18 protein-coding genes and 1 pseudogene are annotated in these 19,647 nt (G+C 62.5%); 9 read left to right on the plus strand and 10 right to left on the minus strand.

Features of this window, described 5'->3' with window-relative positions:
- Positions 1 to 177 precede the first annotated feature (177 nt).
- Positions 178 to 651 (plus strand): hypothetical protein, encoded by a 474-nt coding sequence (locus NX05_RS16820; RefSeq protein ID WP_010371959.1) that lies wholly within the window; start codon positions 178 to 180, stop codon positions 649 to 651.
- Positions 652 to 882: 231 nt separating this feature from the next.
- Entirely contained in the window at positions 883 to 2,022 is a 1,140-nt protein-coding gene (locus NX05_RS16825; protein WP_039431117.1) for a hypothetical protein, read from the plus strand.
- 132 nt (positions 2,023 to 2,154) lie between these two features.
- On the opposite strand, the gene NX05_RS16830 is transcribed toward NX05_RS16825, so the two are convergent.
- The 6 genes from NX05_RS16830 to NX05_RS16855 all read right to left on the minus strand — a co-directional run bounded on the left by NX05_RS16830 (position 2,155) and on the right by NX05_RS16855 (position 9,326).
- Entirely contained in the window at positions 2,155 to 4,005 is a 1,851-nt protein-coding gene (locus NX05_RS16830) for a peptidoglycan-binding protein (RefSeq protein ID WP_039431115.1), read from the minus strand.
- Between the two features lie 106 nt (positions 4,006 to 4,111).
- On the minus strand, positions 4,112 to 4,870 hold the full coding sequence (locus NX05_RS16835) for a hypothetical protein (RefSeq protein WP_039431113.1): 759 nt from the start codon (positions 4,868 to 4,870) through the stop codon (positions 4,112 to 4,114).
- 347 nt (positions 4,871 to 5,217) lie between these two features.
- Positions 5,218 to 5,742, minus strand: coding sequence for a lactoylglutathione lyase (gene gloA / locus NX05_RS16840; protein WP_039431111.1), 525 nt, complete (start codon positions 5,740 to 5,742; stop codon positions 5,218 to 5,220).
- A 157-nt stretch (positions 5,743 to 5,899) separates the two neighbouring features.
- The gene (locus NX05_RS16845) at positions 5,900 to 6,946 is read right to left on the minus strand and encodes a copper resistance protein B (protein WP_039431109.1); all 1,047 of its coding nucleotides are present in this window, start codon (positions 6,944 to 6,946) and stop codon (positions 5,900 to 5,902) included.
- Positions 6,943 to 8,757 (minus strand): copper resistance system multicopper oxidase, encoded by a 1,815-nt coding sequence (locus NX05_RS16850; RefSeq protein ID WP_039431107.1) that lies wholly within the window; start codon positions 8,755 to 8,757, stop codon positions 6,943 to 6,945. The genes NX05_RS16845 and NX05_RS16850 overlap by 4 nt, the downstream gene beginning before the upstream one ends.
- A 113-nt stretch (positions 8,758 to 8,870) precedes the next feature.
- A complete protein-coding gene (locus NX05_RS16855) occupies positions 8,871 to 9,326 on the minus strand; it encodes a CopL family metal-binding regulatory protein (RefSeq protein WP_026112184.1) in 456 nt (151 codons plus the stop codon).
- 100 nt (positions 9,327 to 9,426) lie between these two features.
- Between NX05_RS16855 and NX05_RS16860 the strand changes: the two genes are divergently transcribed.
- The 5 genes and pseudogenes from NX05_RS16860 (at position 9,427) to NX05_RS16870 (ending at position 14,171) form a co-directional block, all read left to right on the plus strand.
- Entirely contained in the window at positions 9,427 to 10,530 is a 1,104-nt protein-coding gene (locus NX05_RS16860; protein ID WP_010371935.1) for a PLP-dependent cysteine synthase family protein, read from the plus strand.
- A 44-nt stretch (positions 10,531 to 10,574) separates the two neighbouring features.
- Positions 10,575 to 12,599 carry a M3 family metallopeptidase gene (locus NX05_RS16865; RefSeq protein ID WP_039431104.1) on the plus strand — a complete coding sequence of 675 codons (2,025 nt, stop codon included), beginning with the start codon at positions 10,575 to 10,577 and terminating at the stop codon, positions 12,597 to 12,599.
- Between the two features lie 146 nt (positions 12,600 to 12,745).
- Positions 12,746 to 12,886: a helix-turn-helix domain-containing protein gene (locus NX05_RS25390; protein ID WP_080764480.1), complete on the plus strand. Its 141-nt coding sequence runs from the start codon at positions 12,746 to 12,748 to the stop codon at positions 12,884 to 12,886.
- Positions 12,871 to 13,020, plus strand: a pseudogene (locus tag NX05_RS23905) (IS30 family transposase); the annotation flags it as partial. The gene NX05_RS25390 and the pseudogene NX05_RS23905, both read left to right, overlap by 16 nt.
- A gap of 338 nt (positions 13,021 to 13,358) precedes the next feature.
- The gene (locus tag NX05_RS16870) at positions 13,359 to 14,171 is read left to right on the plus strand and encodes a hypothetical protein (RefSeq protein ID WP_230597564.1); all 813 of its coding nucleotides are present in this window, start codon (positions 13,359 to 13,361) and stop codon (positions 14,169 to 14,171) included.
- An 85-nt stretch (positions 14,172 to 14,256) separates the two neighbouring features.
- Here the strand turns inward: NX05_RS16870 and fabB are convergent, their stop codons facing one another.
- Together fabB and fabA are read right to left on the minus strand one after the other, a co-directional pair.
- Complete coding sequence (gene fabB, locus NX05_RS16875; RefSeq protein WP_039431100.1) at positions 14,257 to 15,465, minus strand: beta-ketoacyl-ACP synthase I; 1,209 nt, start codon at positions 15,463 to 15,465, stop codon at positions 14,257 to 14,259.
- Positions 15,465 to 15,980, minus strand: a complete 516-nt coding sequence (gene fabA, locus NX05_RS16880; RefSeq protein WP_010371924.1) for a 3-hydroxyacyl-[acyl-carrier-protein] dehydratase FabA — start codon at positions 15,978 to 15,980, stop codon at positions 15,465 to 15,467. Before fabA ends, fabB begins: the two co-directional genes overlap by 1 nt.
- A gap of 352 nt (positions 15,981 to 16,332) precedes the next feature.
- Between fabA and dinB the strand changes: the two genes are divergently transcribed.
- Positions 16,333 to 17,412 (plus strand): DNA polymerase IV, encoded by a 1,080-nt coding sequence (dinB, locus tag NX05_RS16885; RefSeq protein ID WP_010371921.1) that lies wholly within the window; start codon positions 16,333 to 16,335, stop codon positions 17,410 to 17,412.
- Between the two features lie 142 nt (positions 17,413 to 17,554).
- Complete coding sequence (gph, locus tag NX05_RS16890) at positions 17,555 to 18,205, plus strand: phosphoglycolate phosphatase (RefSeq protein WP_039431096.1); 651 nt, start codon at positions 17,555 to 17,557, stop codon at positions 18,203 to 18,205.
- A 313-nt stretch (positions 18,206 to 18,518) separates the two neighbouring features.
- On the opposite strand, the gene NX05_RS16895 is transcribed toward gph, so the two are convergent.
- Both NX05_RS16895 and NX05_RS16900 read right to left on the minus strand, forming a co-directional pair.
- Positions 18,519 to 18,917, minus strand: coding sequence for a TfoX/Sxy family protein (locus tag NX05_RS16895; RefSeq protein ID WP_010371917.1), 399 nt, complete (start codon positions 18,915 to 18,917; stop codon positions 18,519 to 18,521).
- Positions 18,914 to 19,396, minus strand: a complete 483-nt coding sequence (locus NX05_RS16900; RefSeq protein ID WP_010371915.1) for a GAF domain-containing protein — start codon at positions 19,394 to 19,396, stop codon at positions 18,914 to 18,916. The genes NX05_RS16895 and NX05_RS16900 overlap by 4 nt, the downstream gene beginning before the upstream one ends.
- Positions 19,397 to 19,647: the final 251 nt, after the last annotated feature.

The following is a 19,647-nucleotide window of genomic DNA, read 5'->3' on the forward strand; positions in this document are numbered from 1 at the left end:
CATCTTTGCCTTTGCACGTGGCGCATGCCGATTCCAGAAAATGACCGTATCCGTCAGGCAAAGGCGCGGCAGCACTGCCAATAGCCGCTCTTAGCGCTCCTCCACCGCCTCTGCCAACCCAGTGGCCCAAGATATGCATAAGCTCCTTGCGAGGGTCTACACCACGCAGGAGGACGTATGCACGAGTCTTTCAAACAGGGGGCGCCGGCCGAATTGTGGCAGGCGTTGGTGCGCGAGGCGGGGCAGCGGACGGCGCGTCCGCTGGACGAATCGCGCGAGCACTACTTGGTGTTCGTGTTGCTGCGCTTCCAGCGCGATGCGCATCTGCTGTCGCGTACACAGGCACTGGCATGGCTGCATGCGCAGGACCAGATCGGTAGCGTGCGCGCCGACGCATTGCGCGATGTGGGCGACGGCTGCCTGCTGATTGCAGGCCTGTTCCCAGGCGTGGCGCAACGCCGGCGGCTGAGTGTGGATTACTTCATCGACCTGGGTAGAGGCGCTTACGCCGAAGTGGCCGATACCCGCTGCAGCGATGCAGGTCTGTTCGCGCAACTGGCCGAGAGCTATCGCGAACTAGTGCGCACACTCGCTGCACTGCGCACCCCGCGCGATTGGCAACCGAGCGCGGGTGGCATTTTGCATGCCTGAGCAGTGAGCATCCGAGGGGCGGTCCCCACATGCGTCGGGACCGCCCCGACTGCGATGGCCGCGTTGTGCGGGCACACTATCCCTGCAGGTCGATCCGCCGGGTGCGTTGTGCCATTACCCGTCGATCAGAACCCTGCATGTTGTAGATCAGCGCGTGCAAGCGTTGGTGCATCGGTCGCGCTGCATGGGGGACATGCAGCGCGTCGCACTAATCCATAGGGACAGGGATTCATGAAGACGTGTATCGCGGCGGTGCTATTGGCACTGCCTGGGCTTGCCGTTGCGCAAGACGTGCCGCTGGGCTATGCCGGTCAGGGCGGAATGACGCTGCAGGAGATCGACCCTGCCATCTACGCGTATCACTACGACCATGGATTCGTGGGCGAAGATGCGATGGGCTGGGATCCTGCGCTGCAATTTGCCTGGTCGCGCATTGCGGCCGCCAAGGTCTGCGCACAGCAATCGCCGTCCGATGCATTGATCGGCAAGCTGGTGGAGCAGTACGGCAAGGATGCCGGGGTGCATCAGGTCAACGGCATCGGCTTCCATGAAGCGCAGATGCGTGCGGCTGGCGCGTTCTGTACGCCTGCGCGCATTACCGAAGCCACGGCAGTGGCGCCAGCGTTCGCGGCTGGTGATTTTTCGACAGCAACGGCCTATGCCGCTGCTGCAGTTGCAGGCACTGTGTCGGTCGCTTCGACAGCCGAGCAGCCAAGTCTGCAGTCCGCTGCGGGCGCCATCGTTGCGCCATCGGCGGATTGGGCCTTGCAGCTTCCCTTACATTCCAGCATGCGAGTGGGCTCCAACGGTCTGCCCAACGGCGATGAAATGTTGCGTGTGGTGCGCCGCGGTCACACCGGAGTGGTCGTCGGCTTGCAAATCGCGACCAGCCTGTTTGCGCGCGGTGTTGCAGTGTCGACCTTCGGAAAAGACCAGCTGAAAGGCGAAAAGATGGAAGGCCTGGGGAATCCTGGCTACCAATTGCAGCGCGATGCAGTCAACGCCCATTTGAAGACCTATTTCACCGGACATCCAGCCGCACTGCCAGTGGACCCGTTCCCGTTGCAGGTGCTGATGTCCGACTGGCTGCTCGTCTATCAAAGCCTGGCCGATACTAAATCGCCTTATGAGCTGCGCTATGCGGTCACGATCGGTGGTGAGCGCAGTGGTTTTCTGAAGCGCAAGGCGAGCCCGATCAGCCTGGACTGTGCGCCGACACCGCGCACCGCCTCGCTGGAAGAATGGGAAGCCAACAATTACGCCTTGGTCAAAGAAGCTGCACAAGCCTATAGCGACGAATGCGCAACGAAATTCGCCGAGCGCTTGCCGCAATGGTTTCCAGACAGAGGTGTTGTTGCAACGTCCAACTGACGTCTCAGATTGGCGGACGCCCGATGTCCGTCGCCTGACGTGATCTGCAAGGATCGTGCAACACAGCGCTAAACCAGAAGGGGCACCGATCCATCGATCAGTGCCCCTTCTGTCTTTTCTACCGCAGCACAATCAACCGACGCTGCGCGCCTGGTTACGTTGTTGCTCGTGCTGATTCTGTGCCTGCGTTTGCGACTGCGCTTCTTGGCGCACGGCATTGCTGCTTTGCTCCAACGGGCGTTCCGCAGCGGCTGCCTTGTCGGTGTAAACCCGCTGATGCGCTGGGTCGTTTAGCTGACCCTGCACGCCGAACAGTCCATTGCCATCCTTGCTCGGCGCCACCACGTCGATGCGCTGCAAGCCGCTGACTTTAGCTTCGAAAGTCATGTGGCCGGCAGTGTTCAACAACTGCTGCCGGTTGGCGAAAGCATTCGGACCCAGCTGTTCCAGCTTGCTGACGGCTTGATTGAACAGCGGGTGATCGGGGTTGGTTTTCTCAGAGAGCAGTGGCGTTTTTTCCGCCTGCCTCAGCGCAGCTTGCGTATCGCGGCCAACCACACCGTCGTCCTGTAGCCCATGCGCACGCTGGAACGCCTTAACAGCTTCGCTCGTCCGCTGGCCATAGGCACCGTCGGGCTTGAGCTCGTGGCCGTTAGCATCCTTGTAACCCAGTTGCTGGAGCGTCTGCTGCAATGTGCGTACGTCTGCGCCACGTGCATTTTCGCGCAGGACACCCGACGCATCAGCGGCGGCATATGCCTGGCTGGGTTTGTGCTCGGTCGCTGCGTGAGATTGCTGCTTGGTCTGGCTGCGCTCCTGCAACAAGTTGCGCGCCTCAGACAGCGGGTCGCTGGCGTAGAGCTTGACGCCCTTGGCGCGCTTGCGCTCCAGGTAGGAATCCAGCGAACTGAGTTCGACACCTTCGCCGCCGCGCGATTGGCTGATCTTGAGCTGGCCATCCTTGGGGTCACGCACCACCATCGTGATGTGGTCGATGTCCTTGTAGCGTCCCTTGTCCCAACTCTGCGGGCCATTGTCCTCGCCGATGATCATGCCCTCTTTGAGGGTCTGCGCAGTGACGTCCTTACCTTGGATCAGTACACCAGAGCGCAGCTCGGCTTTGTGCAGCAATTCGGATGCACTGTCGAAACCAGTGCTGAACTTTTCGTCCTTGGTGAAGATGGCCTTGCCGGCGCCCTTGTTGATCTCATCCATGGTCGCGTTCTGCATCTCGACCACCCAGCCGGAGCAATCGACCCTGCCTTTGTCTGGATCTTTTGCGCCCAGCCCGTATTTGACGTGATCGTATTTGTTGGTGAGGTCATAGGCCGCGTGAAGCGCGATACCGTGCGCTGTAGCGTTCGCCGGCTGGGCAGGTGCAGACTGCGACGGTCCTTGCTGCGTGGCCGAAATGGGCTCGATGCCTTTTTCGGGAATACGGATACGGTCCATCTTCGTATCCCAGTACTGCACAAACGTCTGCGCCATATCCTTGTCGGACATGCGCCGGAACGTTGCCGCATCCACGCCGGTCAACGACTTCAGCTCTCTCTCGCCGACATTGTTGAGAATGTTGGCGCGTGTGCTTTCCAGGCCAAAAGATCCCGTGGCAATCGCGGTCTGCAGAGAGCGGTAGCCACCGGCGCCTTGCTGATGGGCCAGGTACATATCCAGGCCATCGGGCTTCGGCTTGCCCGACAGATAAGGCCGCCCATCGCGTTCGTGCCGATTAATCAGGATCGTCCGGTTATCCAGATACAGCCGCGCTGCTGCGTCGGTGTTGACCACCGCGTCCAGCTCGCGTCCGGCAATGCCGTACTGCTGGGCGGTTGGCGGAGTGAACTGGAACAGTCCTTTTGCACCACCAGGACCGCGGCTGGCCAACTCGTCGAAGGCGCCGCCAGTCTCTACGTGGGCAAAACGCAGGAAGTCGTCACGCGGAATATTCCGCTCGGCCGCTTCGCGTTCGATGATGTCGAGCACTTGGGCTCGTGAGTAGTTCGTCGGCATCGCTCAAGGTCCTTGATTGAGTGCTGCAGCCACGTGGCTGCAGCGGTACGCCGCCCGAACCAATTCCTTTGGTCCTGTATTAAGGGGTCGGCAAATACGATTTGTGGGCCGCATCGTAGCGATATTCAACCGTCTCGTCACCCCCGCTCGTCGGCGGATCTGCGGAAACGGTCACCCGCAGTGCAGGTAGGCCGGGCTGCTTCACGAACGCGAGCTTGCTGCTGTTCTTGAAGCAGGCAATCTTCCCAGGCGCATCCTCGTCACAATCTGCACTGTTGTCCTGCCCCGCCGGGACATTGCCGATATAGGTCCAATGCTTGTCGTTGACGTTATCGGTGTCCTTCGGGTTGAACACCAGCGTGTCGTAAGAAAGGATGCGTACGCCCGACTGCAGGCTCCAGGTCGGCACGGCAAGGACCAGCCGGCCGTCGTCGGTGGCAAAGGTCTCCGGCTTACGTTTGGTGTCGACGGTGTTGCCTTGTTCCATGCCGCCGAATTCGCCGATGTAAGGCTCTGCGCCAAGCAGCTTCCAAGGGGTTTTGCTTCCTGGTTCACTGGTCACGAAGGTGGCATGGGCCAAGGTCACCTTGGTGCCGGGCGCGGGAGAGTGATCGTCGCTTTCAGCGCCGAAGCGCTCGGGCGTTTCCCACGCAAAGCCGGTGTAATAGCGCGTACCGCTGAGTTCGAACTGAAAGCCGTACCAATAATTGATCCAGCTGCCATTGGCGACCTCGTAGGAGGTGGCACCATCGCCGTCCACGTTGCTGATGAAATACAGCACGCTGTCGGTCCGCGGCGGCTGCAATTGTTGGGTCGATCCCTGGGTTGCGTCCTGCATGGGAGATGCATCCTTGTCTGAAGGTTTGGGAGTGGTACTGGCCGCGGCTGCGGCAGTCTTCGGAGCTGTGGTGTCCGGTGTCGCCGGCTTGCAGGCGGCGATGGTTGCTAGCGCAAGAATCAGTGGAATCTTCCTGACGAGCATTCGGGTGCATCCATTGCGGAGGGCGGCGAAAGTCTACTCCAGCCCGGCGATGTGTCCAGTCGTTGCGCCGGATACGGCGGTGCCCGCGCGCCTTGGTGCCGTGTGGCCTTCGGGTAGCGGACGCGTGGCCCTTTCGCCTGCGCATCCGCTGGTTTCCATGCCCATCCCTGCCAAGACGCCAGCCTGCCGCGTAAGCCGCGGATTTATGCCAATGGCGTATTGGAAATGATCTCTACCCAGTAACCATCCGGGTCCTTGATGAAGGCCAGGTGCTTCATGCGGCCGTCTTCCAGACGTTTCTGGTAGGGCACGTTGAGGCTGTCGAAGCGTGCGCAGGCGGCATGGATGTCCGGCACTGAAACGCAGATGTGGCCGAAGCCGCGCGGGTCGCTGTTGCCGTCGTGGTAGACCGGCCCGTCCTGGGTTTCGGTGCCGTGATTGTGGGTAAGTTCGAGCACGCCGGGGATGCCGGCCATCCACAGGCGACGCTGCGCGTCGTCATCGGGAATAGCGGTGCCTTCCGGTAGCAGCGCGAGAAAATACAGGCTGAATTTTGCGTCGGCAAAATCGCGTACGTCAAGCAGGCGGAAGCCCAGCACGCGTGTGTAAAAATCCAGCGACTGCTTGGCATCCTTGACGCGCAGCATGGTGTGGTTGAACACGAAGCCGTGCGTTTCGGTGGGCGCGGTGGTGGCACCAGGTACGTGTTGCAGATCGTTCAAAGGCATGGCGGTTTCCTGGGTTGAAAAGGGAGCAGCGTGCTGCGTCACTGTTGATGCTAGCGAGGGCGGGGTAGTTGGCGTGTCATGGCCTGTGGCAGCGTTTCTGATGCGTTGGCGTTGATGAGGGTGCCGAACGCAGCGGCCGCTGTACGACGCCGTTACCTCAGAACCACATGCGGAAACCGGCAACGAAGCGGCTGTCGCGTGCTGGCGTATCGTCTATCGCCGCACGTTGTGCGCTATCGCCGAAGCGGCGGCTATGCACCCAGCCGATGTACGGCGCGAAGCGGCGGGTGATTTCGTAGCGCAGGCGCAGGCCAAGCTCGACTTCTTCCAGGCCGCTGCCAATCCCGCGGCGGTTGTCGTCGGTGAGCGCGATGTCGGCTTCCACGCGCGGTTGCAGGATCAATCGGTTGGTCACCAGTACTTCGTATTCGCCTTCCAGCCGCAGGGCTGCGCGGCTGCCGTTGCCCACATACAACGTGGCTTCGGTTTCGAACTTGTACGGCGCCAGTCCCTGCACGCTGAAGGCCGCCCAGCTGCGATGTTCGCCTGTGCCGATGTCCTGACGCGTGCCGACGAGCAGATCCCACCACGGCGAGATCGCGTGGCCGTAGAAGGCTTCCAGCGAGGCGGATTCGGTGCGTCCGTCGTGCCGCTCGCCTTCGCTGCGCAGCCAGAGCCGGTCGATGTCGCCGCCGATCCATGCGCGTGATTCCCACGCCCGGCCGCTACCGCGATCTGTGTTGGAAGCTTCCAGCCGATCAACCAGGACGTAGTGGTTGATGCCTGCCGAGTGCATCGCGTGCGCCTGCAATGGCGCGAATGCGGCGGCGATGTCGTCCGCGGTGGGTGTAGGGATAGGCTCGCGTGGAAGTGCGGTACTGCCTGTATTGGCCAGGTCGCCGGTGATTGCGGTGTTGGTGGGCCGCGTGTGGTCCATCTTCGAGTGATCCATCGAGGCATGATCCATTGCCTGGTGGTTCATGGCGCCAGTCTCCATGTCATCGTGCGACATGGCGGCGTGGTCCATGCGTGCAGCCTGAGATGATGCAGGCGTCTTATGCACGCCATCGGTCATCTGCATCGCATGGTCCTGCATCGCCTGTGGTGCGTCCTCCATCGCATCGTGCCGATGCTCCTGCGCAACCGCAGATGCACTTGCCAAACACGCGGTCGCCAACCACGCCTGCATGCGAAAGCGGCTCATGCTTGCACCCGTACTTCGCGCATCATGCCTGCTTCCATGTGGTACAGCAGATGGCAGTGATACGCCCAGCGGCCGAGCGCGTCGGCGCGCACGCGGTAGGTGCGGCGGGCACCGGGCGGCATGTCGATGGTGTGCTTGCGCACCTGGAAATTACCGTCGGCATCTTCCAGATCGCTCCACATGCCATGCAGATGGATGGGGTGCTGCATCATGGTGTCGTTGACCAGCACGATGCGCAGTCGCTCGCCGTACTGCAGGCGCAAGGGCTTTGCGGAAGCGAAAGCAATGCCATCGAACGACCACGCGAATTTTTCCATATGCCCGGTCAGATGCAGCTCGATCTCACGGCCGGGTTCGCGCCCATCCGGGTCGTCGAACACGCTGTGCAGGTCGGCGTAGCACAGCACGCGGCGGCCGTTGCCGCGCAAGCCCACGCCGGGGTCGTCCAGGCGCGGTGCAGTGGCATTGCTGCGCATGTCGATCAACGGGTTGCCGTCTTCGCTGGCGGGGTGATGTGGTGTCTTGCTCTTGGCTTCGGCGCTCGTATGGTTATGCGACTGCATTTCTGCCATCGGCATTGCCATCGCGTGCGCCGCATGCGGCTCGCTCTGCGGCGCACCGTTGCCATGCATCGCGTGGTCGCCATGGGCCATTCCATCGCCATGTCCCATGTCCTGCATGGTCAGAATGGCGCGCGGATCCAGCGCAGGAATCGGCGCCTGCAATCCGTGTTGCACTGCCAGCGTGCCGCAGGCAAAGCCGGTGCGGCCCATGTCCTGCGCGAATAACGTAAACGCATCCTGGCCGAGCGGTTCGACGATCACGTCGAAGGTTTCGGCCGCGGCGATGCGCAACTCATCCACGCTGACCGGATGCACGTACTGCCCATCGGCGGCCACCACGGTCATGCGCAAGCCGGGGATGCGGATATCGAAGTAAGTCATCGACGAGCCGTTGATGAAACGTAGCAACAGCTTTTCGCCCGGCTTGAACAACCCGGTCCAGTTGCCGGCCGGCGTCACACCATTGAGCAGGTACGTGTAGGTATTTGCGTTGACGTCGGAGAGGTCGGTAGGCGTCATGCGCATGCGCCCCCACATGCCGCGGTCGGCCCGCGTGGCGCGCAGGCCGTCGTTGCGCGCATCGCGTAGAAAATCGCCCACGGTACGCTGCGCGTAGTTATCGTGGCTGGGCATCTGCTTCAAACGGCGAAACAACGCGGCCGGGTCCAGATCGGTCCAGTCCGAGAGAAGCACCACATGTTCGCGATCGTGCCGATACGGCGGCGGGGTCAGCGGGTCGATGACGATGGCGCCATACAGCCCGGCCTGCTCCTGAAACATCGAATGGCTGTGGTACCAGTAAGTGCCAGATTGGCGCAGCGCAAAGCGGTAGTGATACTCCTGGCCCGGGGCGATGCCATCGAAACTCATGCCCGGCACGCCATCCATGTTGGCCGGCAGCAACAGGCCATGCCAATGCACCGAGGTGGGTTGGTCGGTCAGCGCGTTGCGCACGCGCACGCTCACCGTGTCGCCCTCGCGCCAGCGCAGGGTCGGTGCAGGCAAGCTCTGGTTGACGGTGATCGCGGAACGGGTGCGGCCGGTGAAGTTGACCGGCATGCGGCCGATCTGCAGGGACTGGCTGCCACCACGCAGCACTGGCGTGCTGGCTGGAGTCGCCGCGCGTGCATCGCGGCGGCACAGCCCGCCAGCAGCGGCAATGCCGCCCAGTGCCAATCCTTGCACGAAACGGCGCCGGCTCAGACCGTTGGTGCGTGAGCCATCTGAAAACAGGGGATCGAACGACATGACATCTCCGGCGCGCTCCGTCGGCAAGACGGGCGCATCGCATAGCTGAGAGAACCCGCGCAACCGCAACACGCGCGTGGGGCCGATGACGGCCAAGGCAAGGCCGTCAGCGCTCAGGCGATGGGAGGTCGCACCGGTTGGTCGGGCAGCGGGCTGCTGCGCCCTTCGGCCAGGGTGGCCGGTACTGCCAGGTGGCCGAGCTGGCCCACGGGCACCGCAGGCAAGGTCAGCAAGGCGAGGCTGCAGTGCTGCAGGCAATCACAGCTGCCCAGCTTGCAGCAGTCATGCGCGTGCGCAAGCGTGGCCTTGTCGGGCAACTGCGCTGTGGCGGGCGGCGGCATGGCGTCATGGCACGGCATGGCGTCCGGCATCGCCTGATGAACCATCGATGCGGTACTCGCCATCGCAGCAGCGGGCATCGCATCCGACGCCATCGCCGGCATCGCCATGCCCACCGACGCCCACGCGCCGGTGGCCGTATTGGCAACCAGACACAGGCACAGCAGCAAGCGGAGCAGGCGATACAGCACGGGTGATCGGGCAGTGGACAGGTACGACGAGCATAGCATCGGCCCCCAGCTGTCCGCCCGATGACCCAGCTGGCGTGGGCGCGTAGGCGCGCGGGCGAGGGCGGTAGAATTGCGGCCACTTTCGCAGCCAAGTCCTGCCATGTCGCAGCGCCAGTGGGTGGCCGCCGCCATCCAGAAGATCGAAGCCGATTTCAATCGTTCGGCCGACACCCACCTGATTCCGATGAACCTGCCGGGCTATCCGGGCATCGACCTGTACTTCAAGGACGAATCCAGCCACCCGACTGGCAGTCTCAAGCACCGTCTGGCGCGCTCGTTGTTTTTGTACGCGCTGACCAATGGCTGGCTGCGTGCCGGGCGCCCGGTGATCGAGGCGTCCAGTGGTTCCACCGCTATTTCCGAAGCGTATTTCGCGCGCTTGCTGGGCGTACCCTTCATTGCGGTGATGCCAGCCTCGACCTCGCCGGAAAAAATCGCCGCGATCGAATTCCAGGGCGGCCGTTGCCACCTGGTCGAGCGTGCCTGCGATCTGGACAGCGCCTCGCACCAGCTCGCACACGAGACCGGCGGGCACTTCATGGACCAGTTCACCTACGCCGAGCGTGCCACCGACTGGCGCGCCAACAACAACATCGCCGAATCGATCTTCAAGCAACTGACCGAAGAGCCGCACCCGATTCCGGACTGGATCGTCTGCAGCCCCGGCACCGGCGGTACCAGCGCCACCTTGGGTCGCTACGTGCGCTATCGACGCCATGCCACCCGCATCCTGTGCGCGGACCCGGAAGTGTCGGTGTTCTTCGACGGCTATTGCCGCGCGGTGGACGGGCAGTGTCCGAAGGAGTTGGCCATCACCGGCGGCTCGCGCATCGAAGGCATTGGCCGCCCGCGGGTGGAATCGAGCTTCATTGCCAGCTGCGTGGATGTGATGATCAAGGTGCCCGATGCGCTGAGCCTGGCCGCGATGCGGCATGTCAGCGCCACGCTCGGCCGCCGCGTCGGTGGCTCCACCGGCACCAATTTCGTCGGCGTATTGCAGGCCGCCCGCCGCATGCGCGAGGAGGGGCGGCAGGGTTCCATCGTCACCATCCTGTGCGATGCCGGCGAACGGTACGCGCACAGCTATTACGACCCGGCCTGGTACGTGGCTCGCGAGATCGATGTCAGTGACAGCGATGCCGCCATTGCGCTGGCCGTGAACGGCGGCGATTTGCCCGCCTTGCCTTGTGCGGCGCTGGAATGACCGCCATATCGGGCAATCACCCAGTCCACTGCCGGAGCGCCTCCATGACCAACCCGCTGCTCGATCTGTCCGGACTGCCGTCCTTCGATGCGATCCGCCCTGAACACGTGGGCCCGGCAATCGACCAATTGCTCGCCGAGGCCGAGGCGGCAGTGAAAGCAGCCGAACAGGTCAGCCCAGTGCGCTGGGACAGCTTCGTGAGGCCGTTGGACGATGCCACCGAGCGGCTGTGGCGTGCGTGGGGGCAGGTGGGGCATCTGCAGGCGGTGGTCCACACGCCGGAGCTGCGCGAGGCCTATAACAGCACTCTGCCCAAGGTGAGCCGCTTCGGCAGCGCGCTGGGCCAGAATCTGGCGCTGTATGCGCAATACAAGGCGCTGGCGCAATCGCCGCAAGCGGCGCACTTCGATGAAGCGCGTCGCAAGGTGCTGGCAAACGCGCTGCGCGATTTCCGCCTGGGCGGTGCCGAGCTCGATGACGAAGCCAAGGCGCGGTTTGCGCAAATCCAGGAAGAACTGTCGGCATTGGCGGCCAAGTTTTCGCAGAACGTGCTCGACGCCACCGATGCGTGGTCCTACGTCACCGAAGACGAAGCGCAGCTCTCCGGCCTGCCGGCTGAAGTCGTCGCCGCCGCACGCGCTGCCGCAGAAAAGGACGGCGTGCCAGGCTGGAAATTCACCTTGCAAATGCCGTGTTATCTGCCGGTGCAAAGTGATGCGGACAGCCGCGAGTTGCGCGCGCTGCTGTATCGCGCCAATGCCGAGCGCGCGTCCGAATTTGGCGATGCCGCGCTGGACAACAGCGCCAACATCGATCGCATTCTGGCCTTGCGCGCCGAGTTGGCGCAGCTGCTTGGCTTTGCCAGTTACGCGGACTATTCCGTCGCCACCAAGATGGCGCAAAGCCCCGATGAAGTGATGGGCTTTCTGCGCGATCTGGCCGTGCGTGCCAAGCCGCATGCGCAGTGCGACCGTGCCGAGCTGGAAGCCTTTGCGCGCGACGAACTGGGTCTGCACGAACTGCAGGCCTGGGATCTGGCGTACGCATCGGAAAAGCTCAAGCAGGCGCGTTACAGCTTCTCCGAGCAGGAAGTGAAGCAGTACTTCACCGAACCGAAGGTGCTGGCTGGCCTATTCGATGTGATTCACAGCTTGTACGGGCTCTCCGTCAAACCCGATAGCGCGCCGGTCTGGCATCCGGATGTGCGGTTTTACCGGCTGGAAGATGCGCAAGGCGCCCTGGTCGGCCAGTTCTATCTGGACCTGTACGCGCGTGAAGGCAAGCGTGGTGGTGCGTGGATGGACGACTGCCGCAATCGCCGCGAAACCGCCAACGGCGTGCAGACGCCATTGGTGTATCTGGTGTGCAACTTCGGCCGTGGCAGCGGCGACGCACCGGCCACCTTCCGTCATGGCGAAGTCACCACGCTGTTCCATGAAATGGGCCACGGCCTGCATCAGTTGCTGACACGTATCGGCGAGCTGGGCGTAGCGGGTATCAACGGCGTGGAGTGGGATGCGGTGGAGCTGCCGAGCCAGTTCATGGAAAACTTCTGCTGGGAATGGGAACGCGTGCAGGCGATGACCGCGCATGTGCACACCGGCGAACCGCTGCCACGCAACCTGTTCGACCGTTTGCTGGCGGCGCGCAATTTCCAGAGCGGCATGTTCACCGTGCGCCAGCTGGAATTCGCTTTGTTCGACATGCAGCTGCACAGCAGTTTCGACCCGACGCAAGACAGCGTGCTGCAGCTGATTGAGCGCGTGCGCGACGAAGTGGCCGTCAATCGGCCGCCGGCGTGGAATCGCTTCCCGCATCAGTTCAGCCACATCTTCGCGGGCGGCTACGCAGCCGGCTATTACAGCTACAAATGGGCCGAAGTGCTCAGTGCCGATGCCTACGCTGCGTTCGAAGAAGCACCCGACCAGGTGGCCGACACTGGCGCACGTTTCCGCCATGAGGTGTTGTCGCGCGGCGGCAGCCGCAGTGCGGCCGATAACTTCCGCGCCTTCCGTGGGCGTGCGCCGAGCATCGATGCGTTGCTGCGGCACAACGGTATGGCGGGCTGAGAGAGGTCGACTCAGGTTTCAGGTGCAATACTTTTGTATTGAAAACCTGAGTTTCTATCAGTATGTCCTCTCTTCCATTTAAATATAATCAAGTAATTAGAATCAACGTCCAAGTGCAACACCCCGCCTTGACGTAGGGTATTGGCATGGGCACACGGTACAGGCACCTGGGTTCCGAAGAACGCGCTTTGCCTCAAATCGAACTCGGTAACGGAATGAGCATCAACTCCCTTGCAAGGCGACTCAATCGCAGAGCGTCCACACTCTCGCGGACTTGTCCAAGGTGAGCCAGGAGTCTCTCGACAACGTCGCCGACCTGATGAACGCCCGGCCACGGCAGACGCTTGGCTGGAAGACGCCCAACCAGGCGCTGGAAGAAGAGATCGCCCAATTCAACTCACATGTCGCACTTGCAAGTTGAGACTGCCGTATGTGCACTAATTTTGTTGTAAAAGCCATGCAGAAATCTGATTCTGTTAGCGGTGCACTTGATTATTGAGGTCGCTCTCTTTGATAGTTAAATATAATCAATTATGTGCACAGTGGTCGTTGTGAGCGCCATGCAATCGGCTGATTATTTTTGATAGTGCACTTTTATTATTTAAAATTTACTCGATCCTTAATGCGTCGATACATCATCAGTGAAGTGATCGATGCAGGCTTACAAGGAATTTATGCTGCGACCTTATGAAATTGCTGTTTTCTTATGTAAGAAATTGCTAGAGTCCGCTTGTATCAAAACGAATCGGGAATACAACCATGGTTATTGGCAACGTTTTATCCGTTACCTCGCATCCGACCGGCGGTATTGACGCGGCAGTGGATATTCCCGATCAGACAGCATCGGTGTCCACCACCTCGCCTGGGAAAAATGCGTTGTCTGGACTTGGGCGTGCACCGTCCCGTGCGGCGGCTCGAGCGCGTGCGGACGCTTCGGCGCAGTCTCAGCAGGCTGATGCGCCAGGTTTGCTGCAGCAGGTGGGCATCTATGGCGGGCCGCTGGTGGACGGGGCCGCATCCGGGCTCTCATTGGCCGCTGCGCAATTGTCCGCGTCGCAGCAGCAGCCCGCCAAGCTCACCGGTATCGTCAGTGGTGCATTGTGGGCTGCTGGCGCGGCCATCAGCCAGTGCGGCAACGTGCCCGCTAATTCGTTGGTCTCAAGCGCCAATGCGGTAGGCGCTGCCGCTGGCGTACTCAGCGCTCTGGCAACATCGATGACTGGAAGCGACAGCAGCCGCGTGGCGTATGCATCGGCGTCTGCCTGGGCATTGAATGGGGGAGCCAACTTGGTGCGTGCTGCCACCGACACCGCTTCCGTTCTGCCGAGCCGGGTGCTGCAGGGTGTCAGTGGTGCAGCCAATATCGCATCTGCCGGACTTGCCGCTGCCGCCACTGCGGCCGCTGAAAAGGATGCGCCGGTCGAGGCGGTCAATCTCGGCACTGCTTCATCCGTGCTTTGGGGGGTCGGCGCGGTTGCCGCATTGGGATCGGCATGGATGGCAGGTCAGCGTGAAGCGCCGTCTGCAGCGATTGAGTCGCCCGATCATGTCCCCGTACCGCCCAGTCATTAGTAGAGATCCAAGCGCCATCATGTAGGCAATCAAGGCGGTCTACATGACTGGCAGCGGTGATGGTCCTGTACTGGCGGAAAGATGTTTACACCCGGCCGAACACAAGTGCCGCGTTGGTGCCGCCAAAGCCGAAGCTATTGGACATCACCGTGTTCAACGTCGCTTCCTGGGTCTGCCGCAGGATCGGGAAACCTTCGGCGCGCGGATCGAGTTCTTCGATATGCGCCGAGCCGGCCATGAAGCCATCGCGCAGCATCAGCAGGCTGTAGATTGCCTCGTGCACGCTGGCAGCGCCTAGCGAGTGCCCGGACAGCCCCTTGGTTGAGGACAGCGGCGGTACGTTGTCGCCGAACACCTCGCGCACCGCGCCCAGTTCGGTGACATCGCCCAGTGGGGTGGAGGTGCCGTGCGTGTTGAGGTAATCGATTGGGCGATCCAGCCCCTGCATCGCCATGTGCATGCAGCGCACGGCACCTTCGCCGCTTGGCGCGACCATGTCGGCACCATCGGAGGTCACGCCATAGCCGAGCAGTTCGGCATGGATGCGTGCGCCGCGCGCGATAGCGTGGTCGTAGTCTTCCAGCACCAGCATGCCGCCGCCGCTGCCGATGACGAAGCCATCGCGCTGCGCATCGTACGGGCGCGAGGCCACGGCGGGGCGATCGTTGAAGCCGGTCGACAGCGCGCCCATCGCATCGAACATCACGCTCATTGTCCAGTGCAATTCTTCGCCGCCACCGGCGAACATCACATCTTGGGCGCCATGCCGGATCAGATCCGCCGCCGCGCCGATGCAATGCGCCGACGTCGCGCAGGCAGCCGATAGCGAATAGCTCAGGCCACGGATCTTGAACGCGGTCGCCAACGATGCTGACACCGCCGAACACATCGTACGCGGCACCATGTACGGGCCCACCTTGCGCACGCCACGGTTGCGCAGCAGATCGGCGGTTTCCACCTGCCACTGGCTGGAGCCGCCGCCGGAGCCGGCAATCACGCCGGTGCGCAGCCCGCTGACCTGCTCGGCGTCCAGCCCGGCATCGGCGATCGCATCGCGCATTGCCAGATAGGCGTAAGCCGAGGCGTCGCCCATGAAGCGCTTGAGCTTGCGGTCGATCAGGCTGTCCAGATCCAGCGCCACCGCACCGCCTACCTGGCTGCGCAGACCTGCTTCAGCGTGATCGGGGAGCGCGGTGATGCCGGAGCGGCCCTCGCGCAAGGCGCTGGAGACGGTGTCCAGATCATTGCCCAGGCAGGAAGTGATGCCCATTCCGGTGACGACGACGCGACGCATCAGAAATTCTCCGTTGAAGTGAACATGCCCACACGCAGATCCTTGGCGACGTAGATCTCGCGCCCGTCCACCAGCATGCGTGCATCGGACTGGGCCATCACCAGCTTGCGGTTGATCACCCGGCTGATATCGATTTCGTAACTGACCAATTTGGCGCTCGGCAACACCTGGCCGGTGAACTTGACCTCGCCGCAGCCTAACGCGCGGCCACGGCCCCCTGCGCCGATCCAGGTGAGGAAAAAGCCGGTGAGCTGCCACATTGCATCCAGGCCCAGGCAGCCTGGCATTACCGGGTCGCCGATGAAGTGGCAACCGAAGAACCACAGGTCCGGGCGAATATCCAGTTCGGCACGAATCACGCCCTTGCCATGCGCACCGCCGGTGTCGCTGATCTCGGTGATGCGGTCGAACATCAGCATCGGATCATTGGGCAAGCGGCCGCTGTCGGGTGCAAATAATTCCCCACGCGCGCTGGCCAGCAATTGGTCGCGCGAGTACGTGCTTTGACGAGTCATGACGAACGTTTCCTGCAAGGAGCGAAAGGCGAGGCCGGGAAGGGTGCATGAGGTCGCGCGGTTCAATCAAACGTTTTATCCGTACGCATGCGTGCTGTTTTCAGCTGGTTGCGCAGTGCCGCAAGTCGTGCTGCGCGCGCAATCGCAACGCTCGGGCTTGCGTTGACGGGTTGACGGGTTGACGGTGGACGTGTGCGGTCGGCTGTGACGTTGGTGGAATCAATGCGTACCCGTTGACGTTCGATGAGCGGTCGCGCTTGTTTTCAGGCAGGGTCGTGGTCCATCTCGACGCAAGGTGTGAGACAGCGCTGGCCTATCATGAGCGCAGGCCTGCGACAGAGAAACCCGTTTGATGCGCAAGATCGTGCACGTGGACATGGATGCGTTCTACGCGTCCGTGGAGCAACGTGACGACCCTAGCCTGCGCGGCAAGCCGGTGGTGGTGGCCTGGCGCGGTGCGCGCTCGGTGGTGTGCGCGGCCTCCTACGAAGCGCGCACTTTCGGCATTCGCTCGGCGATGCCGGCCGTGCGCGCCGAGCGTCTGTGCCCGGATGCGATCTTCGTGCCGCCGGATTTTGCGCGCTACAAGGCGGTGTCGCGGCAAGTGCGCGAGATCTTCCACCGGCATACCGATCTGGTGGAGCCATTGTCGCTGGACGAGGCCTATCTGGATGTCACGCACGCCAAGACCGGCATGCAACTGGCTACCGAGATCGCGCAGCTGATCCGCACGCAGATTCGCGAAGAAACCCAGCTCACCGCATCGGCCGGCATCGCCCCGAACAAGTTCCTGGCCAAGATCGCGTCGGATTGGCGCAAGCCCGATGGCCAGTTCGTGATCGCACCCAGTCGCATCGACGCATTTTTGCTGCCGCTCAAGGTCAATCGCATTCCCGGCGTGGGCAAGGTGATGGATGGCAAGCTGGCGGCACTGGGCATCGTCACCGTGGCCGATCTGCGCCTGCGGCCATTGGAAGAATTGCAGGCGCATTTCGGCAGTTTCGGGCAGAGCCTGTATCGCCGCGCGCGTGGCATCGACGAGCGCCCGGTCGAGCCAGATCAAGAGGTGCAATCGGTCTCCTCGGAAGACACCTTCAGCGAAGATCTCCCGCTTGATGCGTTGGATCCGCACATCCTGCGGCTGGCGGGAAAAACCTGGCTCGCCACGCGCCGCACCGAGCGCATCGGCCGCACGGTGGTGCTGAAATTGAAGACCTCCAACTTTCGTATCCTGACGCGCTCCTACACGCCCGAGCAGCCACCTGCCTCGCAGGAGGCGCTGGCACAGATCGCGTTGTCGCTGACCCGCCGCGTGGAGATGCCTGCGCAGACGCGCTACCGCCTGGTCGGTGTTGGCCTGAGCGGTTTCAGCGATGTCGAAGAAGGTGCGGTGCAGGGGCAGCTGTTTGGCGAAATGCCGCAGGCGGAGTGACTGCAAGCCACTGTGCGTTGCGTGCGGCATGTGTCGCTGACTGCATCAATGTGTGCAGCGAGTAATCCACAGTGCTCACGCTGACGCGCGCTGCATGCGGCACTGCGGACACTGCGGCTCCCCCACACACGAGACCGTCCGAATGTTTGCGTATTCGCTGGTGATCTTCGATTTGGACGGCACGCTCGTGGACAGCGCGCCCAATATCGCCGAGGCGCTCAACGGCACCTTGCAGGAGCTCGGGCTGCAGCATTTCAGCGAAGCCACGATCCGCAGTTGGATCGGCGAAGGCGTGCATGTGTTGCTTGCCACCGCATTGCGCGAAGCCGGCAGTACCCGCGACGCCGATGCGGCAATGCCGGTGATGATGCGCCATTACGAAGCGAGTCTGCTGCACAATCCGCAATTGTATCCCGGCGTTGCCGAGGCGCTGATGGGCTTGCGCGATGCCGGCGTCACGCTGGCGTTATGCACCAACAAGCCCTCGCATCTTATCGCACCGTTGCTGGAACATCTGGGCATCGCCGCGCACTTCAGCAGTGTGCTGGGCGGCGATTCCTTGCCGCAGCGCAAGCCCGACCCGGCACCGCTGCTGCAGCTTGCCAGACACTTCCAGCGCAGCCCGCAGCAATGCCTGATGGTCGGCGATTCGGCCACCGACGCTGCTGCCGCAAACGCCGCCGATATGCCGCTGGCGATGGTGCGTTACGGTTACCTGCGTGGCTTCGATGTGCAGACCTCCGGTGCGGTGGCCATCATGGACGACATGCGTGAGCTGCTTGCGTTGACGTAATTTGGAATTGCGCGTCGCATCAACCGATGCGGCGCCAGCGTGCATGACTGCAGCAGGCGCAAGGTCAGGCGTTTGCACTAAGGCGGATCACTATGTCGAGCCGAATATTGAGCCGACCGGCCTGTTCCGCTGAGCGACTAGCAGCATCGGCACACCGCGGTGAGCCACCACAGCCAACATGTGATGTGATCAGTCAATGCGGCGTCGTGCTCTAAACGGATCACGCGAAGTTCAAGGCGATACTGCATGCATCAGCGCGCGCATGAACCCAAACAAGAGCGTACCGCACCGATCACCGATCGCTTGAGCTAACTCAATCGTCCCGTGCGTGGTCTGCATCTGCTGCGTCATCGAAGTCGGACGCAATGTCTGCATCGCCGTGCGTATCGTCGTTATCGGCGCGTGCGTAGTGCACGGTTTCCACCGGCCCGCCGATGGCGCGGCCGCGCACCGGCAGCAGTGCGCTGGCGGCTTCGTATTCGGCCAGCAACGCATGGCGTCGTGCTTCCGGCACATCCTGCCAATGACAATCGGTCAACGCGCCTTCCAGCGAATACAGCAGATTGAGGCTGGGCTTGAAGCCCGCGCGGCGCACTTTGACGAACGCGCCCACCGCACCCACCGCCTGCAGGTCCTGCTGCGTGCGCAGCCCGACCTGGCGCAGCCATGCTGCGCTCTTCGGGCCGATGTTGCGCATCCGCTCGGTGGTCACGCCAGCGCGTCCACAAACAGCTGCGCGATCGCTTCCAGGCCACGTTGGTCGTCGGCATCGAAGCGGTCCAGCTCCGGGCTGTCAAGGTCCAGCACGCCGATCAATACATCGCCCTTGACCAGCGGAATCACCAGCTCCGAGCGCGACGCTGAATCGCAGGCGATATGCCCCGGAAACGCGTCCACATCGGCAATGCGCTGGCTTTGCCGGGTACTGGCAGCCGCGCCGCACACGCCTTTGTCCAGCGGAATGCGCACGCACGCCGGCAGACCCTGGAACGGCCCCACCACCAGCTCGCGGCCGTCGTAGAAGTAGAAGCCGGCCCAATTGAGCGAGGGCAGCGAATGGAAGATCAGCGCGGCCAGATTGGCCGCGTTGGCTATCCGATCCGGCTCGCCATGCACCAGTGCCTGGGCCTGGGCGGTGAGCTGGGCATATTGTTCCGGCTTGCTGCCGGTCAGCGAAGAGGTTGCGAACATCGGTAAAGTCTAGCAGCGGATGTTTGCAGCGTGGTTGCGACGGGGGAGCCCGCGCAAAGGCCTGCCATCCGCCGACCACGCGGGCGACTGTCGGCAAGACGACGCGCAGAAGTGATCAGGAGCAACGCGGCACTCCGCCATAGCGCTCGGATCTCACTGGCCCTGAAGGCGGGCGTCTTCACCTCCTCACCCATCAAACCCGCTGATAGGCAGCGCGACCAAAGAAAAACAAGGATTAACCGGACTCAACT

This window comes from Xanthomonas vasicola, assembly GCF_000772705.2.
In the GTDB taxonomy this organism is placed as follows: domain Bacteria; phylum Pseudomonadota; class Gammaproteobacteria; order Xanthomonadales; family Xanthomonadaceae; genus Xanthomonas; species Xanthomonas vasicola.

Excerpts from the sequence above, each read along its gene's own strand:
- NX05_RS16865 (WP_039431104.1), top strand. The coding sequence starts at position 10,575 with ATGACCAACCCGCTGCTCGATCTGTCCGGACTGCCGTCCTTCGATGCG.
- dinB (WP_010371921.1), top strand. The coding sequence starts at position 16,333 with ATGCGCAAGATCGTGCACGTGGACATGGATGCGTTCTACGCGTCCGTG.
- NX05_RS16850 (WP_039431107.1), bottom strand. The coding sequence starts at position 8,757 with ATGTCGTTCGATCCCCTGTTTTCAGATGGCTCACGCACCAACGGTCTG.
- NX05_RS16855 (WP_026112184.1), bottom strand. The coding sequence starts at position 9,326 with ATGCTATGCTCGTCGTACCTGTCCACTGCCCGATCACCCGTGCTGTAT.
- fabA (WP_010371924.1), bottom strand. The coding sequence starts at position 15,980 with ATGACTCGTCAAAGCACGTACTCGCGCGACCAATTGCTGGCCAGCGCG.
- NX05_RS25390 (WP_080764480.1), top strand. The coding sequence starts at position 12,746 with ATGGGCACACGGTACAGGCACCTGGGTTCCGAAGAACGCGCTTTGCCT.
- NX05_RS16835 (WP_039431113.1), bottom strand. The coding sequence starts at position 4,870 with ATGCAGGACGCAACCCAGGGATCGACCCAACAATTGCAGCCGCCGCGG.
- NX05_RS16860 (WP_010371935.1), top strand. The coding sequence starts at position 9,427 with ATGTCGCAGCGCCAGTGGGTGGCCGCCGCCATCCAGAAGATCGAAGCC.
- gloA (WP_039431111.1), bottom strand. The coding sequence starts at position 5,742 with ATGCCTTTGAACGATCTGCAACACGTACCTGGTGCCACCACCGCGCCC.
- NX05_RS16900 (WP_010371915.1), bottom strand. The coding sequence starts at position 19,396 with ATGTTCGCAACCTCTTCGCTGACCGGCAGCAAGCCGGAACAATATGCC.
- NX05_RS16870 (WP_230597564.1), top strand. The coding sequence starts at position 13,359 with ATGGTTATTGGCAACGTTTTATCCGTTACCTCGCATCCGACCGGCGGT.
- fabB (WP_039431100.1), bottom strand. The coding sequence starts at position 15,465 with ATGCGTCGCGTCGTCGTCACCGGAATGGGCATCACTTCCTGCCTGGGC.
- gph (WP_039431096.1), top strand. The coding sequence starts at position 17,555 with ATGTTTGCGTATTCGCTGGTGATCTTCGATTTGGACGGCACGCTCGTG.
- NX05_RS16845 (WP_039431109.1), bottom strand. The coding sequence starts at position 6,946 with ATGAGCCGCTTTCGCATGCAGGCGTGGTTGGCGACCGCGTGTTTGGCA.
- NX05_RS16820 (WP_010371959.1), top strand. The coding sequence starts at position 178 with ATGCACGAGTCTTTCAAACAGGGGGCGCCGGCCGAATTGTGGCAGGCG.
- NX05_RS16825 (WP_039431117.1), top strand. The coding sequence starts at position 883 with ATGAAGACGTGTATCGCGGCGGTGCTATTGGCACTGCCTGGGCTTGCC.